Consider the following 14,443-nt stretch of genomic DNA (forward strand, 5'->3'; position numbering starts at 1 on the left):
AGCCTTGAACCAGTATCGGAGTTAATCCGCAGTTACGTTTTGTCAGGCAGCGTCCGTACAAATTTGACGGCCTGATTGACCCACTCTTTCAGATCAATGTCCTCCTGCGTTCCCTCAGCTTTGATATAGATCATGCTTTTCATCACTTTGCCTGTGAAATCCATTTCGTGAGTAAATGGTTCCTGCAGTGCCTGTGCAGCTTTCTTCTCTCCCAGCCGTAACATGAGATTAGTCCCCGTGACTCCACAGCACATGTTGCCATTGAGCAGAAAACAGATTCCCCCAAACATTTTTTGCTGAGAATACCCTGCCCGGCGACACAACAGTTGATGTATTCTGTCGGCGAGAGCCTCGTCGTATGCCATGTCAGCTTCCTCTAAGCCTGTCTGATATTGAAGATTGCTTTCTCAAAACAAAATATTTCTTTACGCCTTTTTTGTCTAGATTACTGAACAAAAAAGGCTTGTCTGCTATTCTAAATAGGTGACGGGCAATCCTTTGAAATGTGAAGACGAAACAGGTACGACAGGACATGGCATATTTCCGCAGCATTACTCTTTTCAGTATGCTTCTTCTGGTTAATAACAGTGGTTCTTTATCAGGTCAGCAGACGGATACAGCGCCCGCTCAAAAGCCCGTTGGTGTAAAGTCGATGAGTCTGCCAGGTCTGGATAATGTCTTTCAGGTCGATGAGGCAGTTTACTCTGGTAGTGGGCCGGCAGATCAGCGGAGTTTTGACGCCCTGCAAAAACTCGGAGTCAAAACTATCGTCAGTGTCGATGGAACTGAACCACATTTGGAGATGGCCCGGCGTGCCGGAATGCGTTATGTACATATTCCAATCGGCTATGATGGCGTATCAAACGATGCGGGGCTGGCTTTTGCACGCGTCGCAAAGGAGATCAAAGGCCCGGTTTATATCCATTGCCATCATGGCAAACACCGTGGACCCACTGCGACTGCGGTCGTCGGATTGTGTCGAGGTACTTTTAATCAGCAACAGGCTCTCGACTTTTTAAAGCTGGCAGGTACCAGTAAGGACTATGCGGGATTATGGAGAGACATCCGGAACTTTAAAGTTCCTTCCGCTGATATTCCGCGCCCGGAACTGGTGGAGTCCACACCAGTTTCCCCTTTGGTCAAAGCCATGTCGCAGATCAGCCATCATTTCGAATCGCTGGATCAAATGCAGACGCAAAATCAACATCCCCTGGTCAGGAAAAAGAATCGCGAGACACTGGTACTTCTGAAAGAGGAGTTTCGTGAGGCGGCACGTAAGTATGCCGACGACTATGATGAGATGTTTCAAAAATGGATGAGAGAATCTGAGAAACGGGTCGATACGCTGCAAACAGCATTTCAGAAGGGTGACCAGAAGCAGATGGCCCGGGAGTTAAAAGCATTCAAAATGCAATGCAAGCGATGTCACGTCGCTTATCGGGATTGATTAGTGCTGAAATCAATCCCGATCAAGACCAGACACTGAACCCATACACAGAAGGCAGACGGGGAGCAGCCGTTGAGTGGGTCTATACCTTTGAAAAACAGAAGAAATTTAAATTCAAGAGTTGTGATTCCCTTTCTTGATTGATGATAATGCATGCTCCTATCCAGTTTCGATAAGGGTATATTCATGCGATCATCTTTATTGTGTTTCCTCTCTTGTCTGGGAGTGATTTTGGGATACAGCCTCACCGCGTACTCGGAAGAAGCCGGTTCCAGGCAACGGTCAGATCCCGAAAAAATTGAGTCATCCTGGGATGACCTGCTCCATGGTATTGAATCACCTGAGGAGTGGGCAGAACACAAGCAGGAACTGAGAAAACGCTATCTGGAGTTACTCCGAGATCAGTACAAACCGGAAAAGCCTGATCTGCAAATCCAGTTTCATGATACAGTCATTGTAGATGGTATCTATCGCCGACAATTGATCAGCTATCAGGTTGAAAAAGATGAACGGGCGCATGCCTACCTGGGAGTTCCCCTCAATTTAAGAGGACCTGCCCCGGCCATCGTTGCCTTGCACGGCACTTATAAATACGGCAAACAGCGTGCAGCAGGTTTGATCGATAACCCCGACAAGGCTTACCTTGATCATCTCTGTCGACGTGGTTATGTGGTAATTGCTCCCGATCATTTTGTTGCAGGACATCGGATCCCGGAAGCGGGGCCATATGACACCAAAGCCTTTCATGAGAAACATCCACATTGGACCTCTGTTGGGAAGTTTACCTACGAACATTCCATCGCCATTGATGTGCTGCAGACTTTGCGGGAGGTTAATCCCGACAAGATCGGCGTGCTGGGGCATTCGCTGGGAGGCCATGGATCAATGTTCCTGGCTGCCTATGATGAGCGAGTACAGGCAGCAGCTGGGAATTGCAGTGCCTCATTTTTCCGTCAGAATGCACGCGTAGAAGCCTGGGCGAGAGATCACTGGTACGTATATTTTAATCATATCCGTCCGGATCTTCTGGAGGGCAAATTGCCTCCGATTGATTTTCATGAAATCATGTCACTGATCGCACCGCGGGCATTTCTGGATCTCTCGGGACTCAATGACGGTGACCCTTTGACGCAGCGACAAAGAGTGCTGATGTTGATGAAGGTGATGGACGTCTATGAACTGGAGAAAGCACCTCAGAATTTTGCATTTTTTGTTCATGGAAAAGGGCATTCAGTTGCCCATGAATCACGGGCTCTCATGTATGCCTGGATGGATACCCATCTCAAACCCGAATCTGCAACGAAGACCAAACTGGTCAAACCCTGACTTCTGCCGACGCAGAACTTCATCACAGCTTTGAGAATTCAACTAAGGTAGGAATAATTTAGATGGAACTGTTGATTATCAGGCATGGAAAAGCTGAGCAGGCAGGTGTAGTACCAGGAGGAGATGCAGCCCGACCCCTGACAGACCATGGCACTCACCAGTTTCGTAAGGTCGCTAAATGGATTGCCAAACATGATGCAGGTCCCGAGCTGATTTTACACAGCCCGCTTGTAAGGACAACTCAGACCGCTCAGATCCTGCAGGATGTTACGGAATTGAATGCTGAAGCCTGCTATGCCCAACCCTGGCTGGGATTCGGTCTGAGCCTGGATTCATTGATCTCATTTGTCAGATCAACAGCCTGTGAACGAATCGCGATTGTAGCCCACATGCCCGACGTAGCCCGTTGCACTTCCGATCTGATTGGAGGGGGTTCAATCACCTTTAAACCTGGAAATGCAGCCTGCATTCAATTCGACTCCCTGATTGGCATCGGTCAGGGGAGCCTTAAATGGCACCTCAGTGCTCCATTGTTCTGAAATCTCAGTTCAAATGGGATTACTCAGTAGTTGAGACATTTTTAGCCTCGATTTTCTGCCAGGAGTGAGAGAATTCGCTCATCCGTCAACCGCTCAGCGATAAACTTTGCTGAACTGAAATCTCCGTAATTGCTGAACTCATGCGGAATTGAAACCACATAAGCTCCTGCTGCCACGCCAGAGCGGGTGCCGGTTTCACTGTCTTCCAGAACCAGCATATTTTCCGGACTGACCCCCATTTTTTCAGCAGCGGTCAGATAAATTTCCGGATGTGGTTTGCCGTGAGTGACATCCTCAGCAGTCAGGCTGATCGGGAAACGATGAATAATGTCAAACCGGGACAGCAGAGATTCCAGGTAAGGACGAGGTGAAGATGTAGCAACTCCCTTGGGGATATCCAGTTCTTCCAGGAAATCCAGCAGTTCAAACAAACCCTCCATGGGTTTCAGATGTTGATCCAGCAGGGAACGAAAAATTTCCTGGCTTTCTTCCCAGAGTTCCAGAGGATCTTCCGGCTTATCCAGGAACTGAGTGAGGTGTTCAAACCCCTCATGAGCACGTCGGCCCATCATTCCTCTCAGGATATCGGGGGTCATTTTTTTTCCGCGTCGCTGCAACAGGGCATCGCCTGAGAGGAAAAACACGTGTTCTGTATTAAACATGATGCCATCCAGGTCGAAGGCTACCGCCTGAATGGGAGGGAGTTGAGACATAAAATCACTCTTTGGTTATTTATTTAAAACAAGCTATCCGTTGAGCGTAGGATAGTTGTTCAAACGCAGTGGTTCAACTTGACCGGCTAAAATACCGGTTTTTGCTTTCGATAACTCAGATCGAGTAGCTCCATAGGATGCAAGACATGTAGAGGCTTTCTTGCCTGACGTATCTGAGAATCAATCTGGAGCGTGCAGCCGACGTTCCCACTGATGACCACTTCTGCCCCCGTATCGAGAATATTATTCAGCTTACGTTTGCCTAACTGATCTGCCATCTCAGGCTGTGTCAGATTATAGCTACCTGCTGCTCCACAGCAGATGGTGGATTCATTCAAGGGGATCAGGGTCAGTCCGGGGATCAGTTCCAGCAGTTTGCGTGGCTGATTCTGAACTTTCTGTGCATGCACCAGATGGCAGGCGTCGTGATAGGTTGCCTTGAGGGGGATCTCTCCTTCGGGGGCGATCGGCCCCAGTTCAAACAGGAATTCCGAAACATCCTTAAACTTGCCTGCGAACTGTTTCAGTCGTGCCGTCTGTTCAGCAGTGGGCCCCGAAATTTCCTCCGCGATATGCCCATAATCTTTGAGCATGGCTCCACAACCTGCGACATTCACAATAATGGCATCCAGATCTTCTTGATCGAAGGCTGCCAGATTCTGGAGAGCAAACTTCAGGGCCTCTTCGTCTGAACCGCTGTGGTAATGAATGGCGCCACAGCAGACCTGGCTTCGGGGAATGACCACCTCGCAACCATTGGCTTGCAGAACGCGAGCTGTGGCGCGATTGACATGGCTGTACATCGCTTCTGAAACACAGCCCGTAAACAGGGCCACGCGAGCTCTTTGGGTTCCCTGTGCCGGCAAGACTTCCGGTAGATCTGGTTCTACTGGCTTGAGACGTGGTAACAGGTTGTGCATCCGTTTCAGTTTCTGCGGCAGAAGCAGTGGAAGGCCGAGGATGTCAACCAGCTTGTCGAGTTTAAGGAACTGCATCACTCGGGCTGGCATCAGTGAGAGACGAATCCGGTTGGGATAGGGGAACAACCGGTACAGGATCCAGCGATGAAACCAGTCATTTTGTGCTCCCCTGCCCTGTTTGGCGTCAAGATGTTGCATGTCTACCCGGAACGGTTCGATCAATCTGCCGTATTGAACTCCGGAAGGACACGCCGATTCACAACTACGACAATCCAGGCAGAGATCCAGGTGACCTCGAACTGATTCCGAGAGTTCAACGCGTTGATCAACGACCGCACGCATCAGGTAAATTCGCCCTCGGGGGCTGTCATTTTCATTCCCTGTTTCCAGGTAGGTCGGGCAGGCAGCCGTGCATAAGCCGCAATGAATGCAGTCCAGAAACTTCTCATAGGGAATCTCAGATCCCGGTATTTCTGCAGGATCTTTGTCTGCTGTGGTTGTTTGAGAAAAGGCACTTCCGGGTTTCATGGGATAACTCTTCTGGGGTGAAGCTTACTGATTATGATTGTTTCAGAACTTGTGGATCAGGATTTCACCAGCTCTGTAAATCGTCGTGAGTTCAATAACTGCAGAGGATCTAATGCCTGTTTCAACTGCTGCATTAGTTCCCAGCCAGCGGGAGGCGAACAGAATAGCGGCAGCGATTCAGCCCAGTCAGATTCACACTGGTAAATGGTCAGGTAGCCGGTTCCTGGATCAATTACAGATTGCAGTTGTTCGAGAATCTGATTCACGTTTTCCAGTGAACTGGCAGAATCGGGTAAATGTCCGAATACGATTCCATCTGCTGCATGTGCCTGGACTGCGATATTCAGACTGGTAGCAGTTTCAATGAATGACATCATTTGTGATGGTAAGACAACGGCCTTCAGCGTTACCGGATCATCTGATGACGTTTGATACTCAGTCAAAGCGTTATATAACTGAGAGGCCTGCGATCCTTCAATAATCTGAGCATCGAGAGAGGAAAAGGCACGCCATTCATTAATAATCTGCTGCGCCTGCCACTTTACAACATTTTCCGGACCTTCATAGCAGATACAAACGGCATGATTTTCATTGGGAAGTTCAATCCGTGATTCGGCAGTAATCTGCCGAGCCGCTTTACTGTTGCAGTATTCAACAGCGGTTGGCCGGGTTCCCGATGTCACAATCGCTTCCAGTGCCTGATCGACACTCTGGCAGGAATCGAAGTCAAACCAGACCAGTTGCATGCACTCTGGTCTGGGACGCAAATTCAGAGAGACCTGGCTGATGACTGACAGAGTTCCCAGAGAGCCGACGAGCATTTTACCAAGGTCATAACCGGCGACATTTTTGACAACTCGACCGCCGGATTTGAACAGATTCCCCACTCCATCGACTGCCGAAATACCGATCACGTAATCACGGATCGTACCATAGGAGAAGCGTCGTGGTCCTGAAGTATTGGTGGCGATCACTCCACCGATGGTAGCCCGGTTAGACTGAGGTACGTCGATCGGCAGACGCTGTCCTTCGGCTGAGATGATCTCATTTAACTGGTCCAGTCTCATTCCGGCTTCGACTGTAATTGTCATGTCGCGGACCGGATAATCTACGACGCGATTCAATTGAGAAGTACAGATCAAAGGACCTGAATGACTGTCCGGGCAGCAGACAGCCAGAGAGGTACGGCCTCCCACCGGAAAAGTCTGTTTGCGGGCAGATGTTGCATTGTCACTCAGGAATCGACTCAATTCAGACTGGGATGTCGGAACAAAATCTTCCGGAGTACCGGAATGTGTGAGTGTCATAAATGGTCTTTCAATCGGTTGTGAGCATAACAGCAGCATGTCCTGCGGGGACATCAGATATAGTTGTTGATCAGTGCGGCGCCCGTCGACCGGGGTGTGATAAAGTGACTGCTGACTGCGATTCTTCTCCATGGGGAGGAAGTACCTTGTCGCGACTGCAGATCTGACGGGGATTGAAAATATTACGAACCTTCTCCATCTGGGAGAGGTCCGTTTCATTGAAGATACGACTCATAAAATTGATTTTCTCCACGCCAATTCCATGCTCGCCGGTCACACTGCCTCCCAATTCCAGACACTTTGAGAGAATCTCTTCACTGGCTTCCATTACCTGTTGAATCTGATCCTGATCGCGTTCATCAAACAGCAGAATCGGGTGCACGTTTCCGTCACCAGCATGAAAGACGTTCACAATTCTCATGCCATATTTCTGGCTGGTGGCTTCAATAAATTCCAGGATTTCCGGTAAGCGGGTTCGGGGGACGACACCATCCTGAGTACAATAACTGGGACTGAGTCGACCAATGGCTCCAAATGCCTGCTTGCGGCTTTTCCAGATCAAAAGCCGTTCCTCTGGAGTGTCTGCCCGCTGAATTTCCCGTAAGTTATGTGCATTACAGATCTCGACAATCCGTCGGGCTTCCTCATCTAAGGCGATTTCCAGTCCATCGACTTCGATTAGCAGTACTGCGCCCGCATCGAGCGGGAAACCAAAGTGAAAAGCTTCCTCAATCGCTTGAATGATTCCCTGATCCATCATTTCCAAAGCAGAGGGAATAATACCCGCTGCAATGATTTCCGAGATCGCCCGGGTCGCATCAGAGATGGTCTGGAACACTGCCAGCATAGTGCGGTGCGCCTCCGGATCGCGTGTCAGACGCACAATCGCTTTCGTGCAGATGCCGAAAGTTCCTTCATTTCCGACATAGACTCCATGCAGATCGTAGCCTGGTGTTTCTGCTGTCGGCCCTCCCAGATTGATTACCGATCCATCAGGGAGAACTGCTTCAAGTCCGAGTACGTGATTCGTCGTGACTCCATATTTAAGCGTATGCGGTCCACCAGAGTTAGTGGCGATATTTCCGCCGATGGTGCAAGATCCCTGACTGGATGGGTCCGGCGCGTAGTGGTAACCGGTGCCTTTCAGGGCATTGGTCAGATGCAGGTTCACCATCCCTGGTTCAACGATTGCGTAACGATCGCGTAGATTGATTTCAAGAATCTGTTTCATACGCGTCAGGACAATCATGACTCCCCCGCCGATAGGCAGGCAGCCCCCCGAGAGGCTGGTTCCCGCTCCTCGAGCCAGAAAGGGAACGTTAAACTGATTGCAGATTTTGACAATCGATGAGATCTGTTCTGTAGACGTTGGAAAAACGACGATGTCGGGGGCCGATTTATCAACGATGTAGCCGTCACATTCATAGACGAGTAGTTCATCTGCATCGTAGAGCAGGCTGTTTTTTCCTACGATTTGTGTCAGCTGTTGTATCAGTGAGGAAAACGGGCCGCTACCACGCTCCAGTTGTTCCAACACGGGAGCGACAAGATGCGAGGTCTGGTTGTCTGGGTCAACCATTGTGGGGCTGCTTTCAATGAATGATGAAAGGAAAATGCAAAATTCTATAACTGGTTATTGTAAAACAAAATAAGGTTAAGATTCAATTCCGGGAAACCTGCCAATTGGTTCCCAATTTTGGAAAGAAGAGTGTTCTTCCAGCTGGGCAAATTATCAATGGAGTAACTCAATGAGGTTATTTTGAATTCACCCAGATTGGGCTCGACCATGCCATTTCCCCGTTGGATTGAATAACGCGTACATAGTACCAGTCAGCCTGGTTTCCGTCACCCGCGTCCGTGAAATCAAAGTCTGTTTCCCATTGATTCTGAAAAACAACCCGGTGCAGCATCGCAGATTCCCAGGGAAACGGACGTGTAAACAACATTTCATTACTGACGGTCAACTCACCCAGAGTCTGAGTGAGCTGGCAATCACTGGGTTGGGTGCATTTTACGCTGACTTTTGTCTCTTCATTTCCTTGAATTCGCAGCACGATTGCTTTCTGAGACCAGTCGTCAACCTGATGTTTCAGTGCTGTAAACGACTGGACGATCAGCCGATTTGATGAAACATCCAGGATTTGATCTCGACGGAATTCATCGAAGGGCCCCGGTGTGAAACAGGGTTGAAACTGCTGAATCTCGCCTCCATCCACATGTATGGCAAAATTCCAGTCTGCTGTCCCTCCCCAGCCCAGTGCGGGCCACGGTCCCCAGCCATATTCGAAACGGAGAACAACTGGATGATTCCAGGACTGGTTATCAGGAATGTTGTCGACGGGAAAATCACGATGAATCACACGGCCGTTTTTCAGGACTTCGACCCGGTCGATTTCATCCCAGCCTCGCACGTGGACTTTGATACGGCGATCAGGGGTGAATGAGAGCTCCTGTCCCATCATCTGATCATTCAGGAAAAAGTCGAGTTCAATGCGGTCACCAGTTACCGCATACGTGCGACGATTGCGGATCGCGTCAAACAAGGCTTCTCGAGACAGTTCGGTGGCTTTGATGGCTGCCAGGCCCTCGCGATATCCACCGGGATGTCCGAGGTGATCGTCGGTGCTGGCAATGACTCCCAGTCGGTATCCCTGATTGAGATAGTACTGCAGCGTGTGCTTTGTCCAGCGTCCCCCCTCTGTATGTCTCTTATACGGAAAAGGAGCCCGATCATGTTCAGCGCAACCCCATTCTGAATGAATTTCCAGGACGGGTGACACTTCGGGGGCCAGTTTCGTCGCGTCAAAACCACGGTGTCCCAGTCGATTAGCAGGGTGATGTGGAATCAGCAGGCAACCCCGGTTTCGTGCAAATTCCTGTAGTTCAGCCAGATCTTCGATCAGTTCGTAATCTCCGTTGAGATCCGGATAAAGAATGTGATAGTCCCCCTCCTGAGTGCCATGTCGCTCATAGCCTAGAATCGTGACAAACTCCCCTGGTCTGTCGAATTCTCTGGCAAGCTCAACCACTTCCGGCCAGCGGGAGCGGGCTATATGAAATCCATTCTTCCATTTGTGGGATATTTTGCCATCATATTCCACAATATCAGGCCAGTAGGAATGGGGAGTGAAAGCGTAGAAATCGAGATGGTTCCGGGCGATTTCAAAAGAGCGATCCAGAGAACCCTGGGCATAGCCCACATGGTTGTGGTTATGCAGGTCTCCGAAATAAGTCTTGTATTCTGTGGTCATGGATTTGGCGCTTGTGCATTGCTTTGTTTGAAGGAATCAGAATCTCTCACTTCAGAGTATCTTGCAGCGGAGTGTTCTACAAATGGCATTTACTGATTCTAATCTAAATACAGACTTAATCGTGTAAAACAGAGCTTCAGCGCGTCCATTTCAGCCATTTCATCAAAAGGGACTTCAGAAATGGGGTAAGACGAGTGCGGTTAAACTGATCCCCGATTTTACGAATCGCATCCGCCTGAGTTGGATAAGGGTGAATCACGCTGGCTAACTTTTTAAGACCGGTCCCGCTCTGCATAGCCAGGGTGATTTCAGAAATCAAATCACCCGCATGTGCTGCGACGATCGTTGCACCTAGAATCTTATCTGTCCCCCGTTTGACATGAACCTTTACAAAACCGGCGGTTTCATTATCCAGGATCGCTCTATCGACGTAGTCCAACTTCTGGATAAAAGTGTTGACGGGAATACCTTTTTCTCTGGCTTGATGCTCATGGAGTCCCACATGTGCTATTTCTGGATCAGTATACGTGCACCATGGGACGATCAGGCGACTGGCTTTGCTTCTGCCAGGAAATAGCGCATTGCCTATCACCAGCCGAGCCTGAAAATCAGCGTTGTGGGTAAACTTTAGGTGAGAGCAGATATCCCCTGCACCATAAATATCCGGGTTTGTGGTCTGCAGGTAGTCATTGACGATCACACCAGACAGTGGATTGTACTCAACTCCGGCCCGTTCCAGTTCAAGACCTTCAACATTAGGAGCTCTTCCGGCTGCGATCAGGACTTCATCGACTTCCAGCTTGATTGTCTGCCCGGCCGTTTCAATCGTCAGAAGTTTTTCCTGTTCGTTCTCAGAGACCAGAGAGGTGCTGGCATTGAAGACGAGTTTAACACCATCTCGTTCCAGTTGGTGCTGAATGATTTGGGCAGCATCTTTATCTTCCCTGGAAAGAATCTGCGCATGAGATTCGATGAGTGTGACCTGTGAACCAAAGCGGGCAAAGGTCTGTGCGAGCTCACAGCCGATTGGTCCACCACCGATGACTGCCAGTCTGGATGGAAGTTCTGTCAGAGAAAAAATATTCTCATTCGTCAGGTAGTTGATGTTTTTGATGCCGGGAATGTCGGGGACCGCAGGACGTCCTCCCGTTGCGATCACGGCCTTTTTGAAGTGAAGTGTCTGCTCCCCGATTTTGATTGTTTTGCGGTCAAGAAAATGGCCTTCACCCAGAAAAACATCGACACCCAGTTCCTGAAAACGACGAGCTGAGTCGTGATGGCTGATCTCGGCTCTTAATTTCCGCATACGCCGCATCACCTCCTGAAAATTAACAGAGGCGGCTTCGGGGGCCAATTCGATCCCCAACTCTTTTGAATTCAGAATGCTGTGTATGGTTCTGGCAGAAGAGATGATCGCTTTCGAAGGGACACATCCGGTATTCAGGCAGTCTCCCCCCATGAGACCTCGCTCAATTAATGCGACTTTCGCTCCCAGGCCAGCAGCTCCCGCCGCTGTTACCAGACCAGCGGTTCCCGCTCCGATGATCACCAGATTGTAGCGTCCACTGGGGCTCGGATTGGACCAGTCGGCGGGATGAACTTTTTTGATCAGATCCTGATTGAATTCATCATCGGGAAGTAGCTGAATACGATCGGTCATGCTCGTTTTCTCTGTCCTGAGTCAGAATGTTTTATTTGCGCTGTTGAAAGCGTTGAGCGATGAGTTTTACCAGAAACGGAAAGGTGCCCAGTAAAATGAATGCGAATATGAGTTGAGGCGTCAGGATGCCTTTCGCGCCGTGTTCAGACAATTCCTGCAGGGTGGGAAAGCTGGTACCAGCATAAACGAAGACGGCGGTCCCGGGAAGCATACCTGTCTGGCTCACCCACCAGAAGGTCGAGATTCGGATTGTTGTCAGGCCCATAACGACATTAATCAGAAAGAAGGGAAATGCGACTACGAGACGCATGAAAAAGAGGTAGAACGCACCCTCTTTTTCAAACTGCTGATTGATCTGCTGAAATTTATTCTGGTAACGGGATTGAATCGAGGCTCGGAATAAATAGCGACTGGTTAAGAATGCCAGGGTGGCCCCCGTTGTGGAAGCGAAGCTGACCAGAATCAGTCCTTTCCAGAATCCAAAGAACCAGCCATAGGTCAGCGTCAGTGGCACTGCCCCAGGTAATGAAAGCCCCGTAATCCCCGCATAGATCAGATAGGCGACGAGGTAGATTGAAACCGGATGCTGAGCTGCAAACTGTTTCCAGTAACTTTCCTGGGAAGCGAAGTATTCGAGTGTCAGCCGGTCCCGGAAAAAATAATAACCCAGCCCGATGACACAAGCGAGAATCAGAAATACCACCAGGCGAACAAAGCCAACTACAAGTTGATGTTGCTCAGATTGATGATCAGACTGTTCTGGCTCAGGACCCGCAGCGTTCACCTGAAAGATTCCCTCTGATCTAAAGAGGTTGGCTTGATGATTCTGACCCCGATCACAACAATCGCGATGCTGTATGTCGAACTGCGCTGACGTTTAAAGTCCGTCGATGCAGGTCAACTAAAGAATCGCCCGGATCTTTTCCAGAAACTCTTTGTTGGTTGGGAATTTCTTGAGCGTGCTGCTCAATTGCTCCATGGCTTCAACAGGATTTAAAGAGATCAGACTTCTACGAAGCATGGTGACCCCTTCGAGGGCTTCCGGTTCGAGAATTTTTTCTTCGCGTCGCGTCCCGGACAGCGTGATATCAATTGCTGGGAAGATACGTCGGTCGGAAAGTTCCCGACTGAGGACCATTTCCATATTACCGGTTCCCTTGAATTCCTGGAAAATCACTTCATCCATTCGGCTGCCGGTATCAATCAGGGCTGTGCCCAGAACTGTCAGCGAACCACCTTCATCAAAGCGGCGGGCGGTTCCAAACATTTTCTTGGGAATGTCCATTGCTTTCACATCCAGACCACCGCTCATGGTCCGGCCGGTATTCCCAACCCATTTGTTGAAGGCACGAGCAGTTCGGGTGATACTGTCCAGCAGGATGAAGGCATCTTCACCGGCTTCCGCCAGACGCTTTCCCCGCTCGAAGATGAGCTGACTGGTGCGGACATGGCTTTCAACATCCCGGTCCATTGAAGAGGAAATGACCTCGCCTTTAATGGAGCGTTGCATTTCGGTGACTTCTTCAGGTCGCTCGTCGATCAGCAGGACCATCAGGCGGATTTCAGGATGATTCTTACTGACAGCTTCAGCAATATCCTGGAGCAACATTGTTTTACCGGTTCGAGGAGGTGCAACAACTAGAGCACGTTGTCCCTTTCCGATGGGTGTCAGGAGATCCATCACCCGCATCGTGATCGGCATGGGGCCTGTTTCGAGTCTGATCTGCTCGAATGGGTTGATCGGTGTGAGCTCATCGAAGGGTTTGATTTCCATGTACTCTTCGATAGTGCGACCATCGATGGTTTCGATACTCTTCAGGCGAGGCCCCTGCCCTCTGGTGCCCGGACCAACTTCGCCCCGAATCAGGATACCTTCACGTAGATTGTGCTTTTCAATCAGTGAGCTGGAAACAAAAGCATCGGAATCCTGAGCTTTGTAGTTCACTTTGGGGTCCCGGATGAATCCGTATGCTTTAGGGTGTAGCTCCAGAACACCTTCAATAACACCTGTGACATTTTCATTGGCGGCAGGTGATGTAGAACGAGACCGGCGTTGTTGAGGCTTGGCACCGGTACGCGAACGGCCTCCCCGGTTATTGCCAGAGCGACCGCGATTGTTCGCTCCCTGTCCCTGGCGTCCCTGAGGATTGGGAGTGTCTGATTTTCTTCTCCGTCTCCGACGACGGCGATTGCCTCCAGATTTATCGCCGGAGCGGTCATTGTCTGTCTGGTTGGCGCTGGGCTCGTCGTTTATGGAATCAGCAGGAAAATCTGACATGTTTTCATCTTCTCTTTCAGTGTCTGCTTCAGTAGAAGAGTGAGGGTTTTCGAATAGCTCGAGGTTATCTTCTGCCTTACGATGATATTCGTCCTGCAGTGATTCAGTTTCACTTTGTTCGACATTTTCCTCGGCAGGTTTTTCCGCTTTTTTGCGTGTCCTGGTAGTTTTTCGACGGGTGGTTTTTGGTTTATCTGAAGTTTCAGAACTCTTTGCAGCCATACAGAAACACCAAATGATAATAAAGAAGTAAAGAAGTAATTAGAGATACAACTACGGCACTCACATGACACGACCAGCTCGATACATGGTTTCAAATCAGACCACTGATAGCGCGAAGCTCACAGGGAGACTGAAAAGTAGCTGGCATTCTTCTGAATGTGCCGATTCTTTATTCAGCGGAAACCGACTCGAGTCAATTCTTACGATTATGACCTGGTCTTGATCTCATGAAGAAAGATTCACACTGGGAAA

Annotated in this window: 12 protein-coding genes; 3 read left to right on the plus strand and 9 right to left on the minus strand. The window is 49.5% G+C overall.

Annotation, left to right across the window (positions count from 1 at the left end; all coding sequences use genetic code 11):
• Positions 1–32 precede the first annotated feature (32 nt).
• Positions 33–365 (minus strand): TfoX/Sxy family protein, encoded by a 333-nt coding sequence (locus FYZ48_RS27490; protein WP_149345677.1) that lies wholly within the window; start codon positions 363–365, stop codon positions 33–35.
• Between the two features lie 287 nt (positions 366–652).
• Between FYZ48_RS27490 and FYZ48_RS27495 the strand changes: the two genes are divergently transcribed.
• The 3 genes from FYZ48_RS27495 (at position 653) to sixA (ending at position 3,312) form a co-directional block, all read left to right on the plus strand.
• Entirely contained in the window at positions 653–1,447 is a 795-nt protein-coding gene (locus FYZ48_RS27495) for a phosphatase domain-containing putative toxin (protein ID WP_187782257.1), read from the plus strand.
• A gap of 186 nt (positions 1,448–1,633) precedes the next feature.
• Entirely contained in the window at positions 1,634–2,773 is a 1,140-nt protein-coding gene (locus FYZ48_RS27500) for a dienelactone hydrolase family protein (protein WP_187782258.1), read from the plus strand.
• A 62-nt stretch (positions 2,774–2,835) separates the two neighbouring features.
• On the plus strand, positions 2,836–3,312 hold the full coding sequence (gene sixA, locus FYZ48_RS27505) for a phosphohistidine phosphatase SixA (RefSeq protein WP_149345680.1): 477 nt from the start codon (positions 2,836–2,838) through the stop codon (positions 3,310–3,312).
• Between the two features lie 41 nt (positions 3,313–3,353).
• Here the strand turns inward: sixA and FYZ48_RS27510 are convergent, their stop codons facing one another.
• The 8 genes from FYZ48_RS27510 to rho form a co-directional block, all read right to left on the minus strand.
• Positions 3,354–4,025 (minus strand): HAD family hydrolase, encoded by a 672-nt coding sequence (locus tag FYZ48_RS27510; protein WP_145039947.1) that lies wholly within the window; start codon positions 4,023–4,025, stop codon positions 3,354–3,356.
• Positions 4,026–4,111: 86 nt separating this feature from the next.
• Positions 4,112–5,473, minus strand: coding sequence for a (Fe-S)-binding protein (locus tag FYZ48_RS27515; protein ID WP_149345681.1), 1,362 nt, complete (start codon positions 5,471–5,473; stop codon positions 4,112–4,114).
• A 56-nt stretch (positions 5,474–5,529) separates the two neighbouring features.
• Positions 5,530–6,780 (minus strand): FAD-binding oxidoreductase, encoded by a 1,251-nt coding sequence (locus FYZ48_RS27520; RefSeq protein ID WP_187782259.1) that lies wholly within the window; start codon positions 6,778–6,780, stop codon positions 5,530–5,532.
• Between the two features lie 70 nt (positions 6,781–6,850).
• Entirely contained in the window at positions 6,851–8,359 is a 1,509-nt protein-coding gene (locus FYZ48_RS27525; RefSeq protein WP_149345683.1) for an FAD-binding oxidoreductase, read from the minus strand.
• Between the two features lie 175 nt (positions 8,360–8,534).
• Positions 8,535–10,031, minus strand: coding sequence for a DUF3604 domain-containing protein (locus FYZ48_RS27530; protein WP_149345684.1), 1,497 nt, complete (start codon positions 10,029–10,031; stop codon positions 8,535–8,537).
• A 136-nt stretch (positions 10,032–10,167) separates the two neighbouring features.
• A complete protein-coding gene (locus FYZ48_RS27535) occupies positions 10,168–11,691 on the minus strand; it encodes a mercuric reductase (protein ID WP_149345685.1) in 1,524 nt (507 codons plus the stop codon).
• Between the two features lie 31 nt (positions 11,692–11,722).
• Positions 11,723–12,475 carry a TVP38/TMEM64 family protein gene (locus FYZ48_RS27540; protein WP_242022791.1) on the minus strand — a complete coding sequence of 251 codons (753 nt, stop codon included), beginning with the start codon at positions 12,473–12,475 and terminating at the stop codon, positions 11,723–11,725.
• Positions 12,476–12,592: 117 nt separating this feature from the next.
• Positions 12,593–13,969, minus strand: a complete 1,377-nt coding sequence (gene rho / locus FYZ48_RS27545; protein WP_149345687.1) for a transcription termination factor Rho — start codon at positions 13,967–13,969, stop codon at positions 12,593–12,595.
• Between the last annotated feature and the right edge of the window lie 474 nt (positions 13,970–14,443).

The organism is Gimesia chilikensis, from assembly GCF_008329715.1.
In the GTDB taxonomy this organism is placed as follows: Bacteria; Planctomycetota; Planctomycetia; order Planctomycetales; family Planctomycetaceae; genus Gimesia; species Gimesia chilikensis.

Excerpts from the sequence above, each read along its gene's own strand:
- FYZ48_RS27490 (WP_149345677.1), bottom strand. The coding sequence starts at position 365 with ATGGCATACGACGAGGCTCTCGCCGACAGAATACATCAACTGTTGTGT.
- FYZ48_RS27495 (WP_187782257.1), top strand. The coding sequence starts at position 653 with ATGAGTCTGCCAGGTCTGGATAATGTCTTTCAGGTCGATGAGGCAGTT.
- FYZ48_RS27500 (WP_187782258.1), top strand. The coding sequence starts at position 1,634 with ATGCGATCATCTTTATTGTGTTTCCTCTCTTGTCTGGGAGTGATTTTG.
- sixA (WP_149345680.1), top strand. The coding sequence starts at position 2,836 with ATGGAACTGTTGATTATCAGGCATGGAAAAGCTGAGCAGGCAGGTGTA.
- FYZ48_RS27510 (WP_145039947.1), bottom strand. The coding sequence starts at position 4,025 with ATGTCTCAACTCCCTCCCATTCAGGCGGTAGCCTTCGACCTGGATGGC.
- FYZ48_RS27515 (WP_149345681.1), bottom strand. The coding sequence starts at position 5,473 with ATGAAACCCGGAAGTGCCTTTTCTCAAACAACCACAGCAGACAAAGAT.
- FYZ48_RS27520 (WP_187782259.1), bottom strand. The coding sequence starts at position 6,780 with ATGACACTCACACATTCCGGTACTCCGGAAGATTTTGTTCCGACATCC.
- FYZ48_RS27525 (WP_149345683.1), bottom strand. The coding sequence starts at position 8,359 with ATGGTTGACCCAGACAACCAGACCTCGCATCTTGTCGCTCCCGTGTTG.
- FYZ48_RS27530 (WP_149345684.1), bottom strand. The coding sequence starts at position 10,031 with ATGACCACAGAATACAAGACTTATTTCGGAGACCTGCATAACCACAAC.
- FYZ48_RS27535 (WP_149345685.1), bottom strand. The coding sequence starts at position 11,691 with ATGACCGATCGTATTCAGCTACTTCCCGATGATGAATTCAATCAGGAT.
- rho (WP_149345687.1), bottom strand. The coding sequence starts at position 13,969 with ATGTCAGATTTTCCTGCTGATTCCATAAACGACGAGCCCAGCGCCAAC.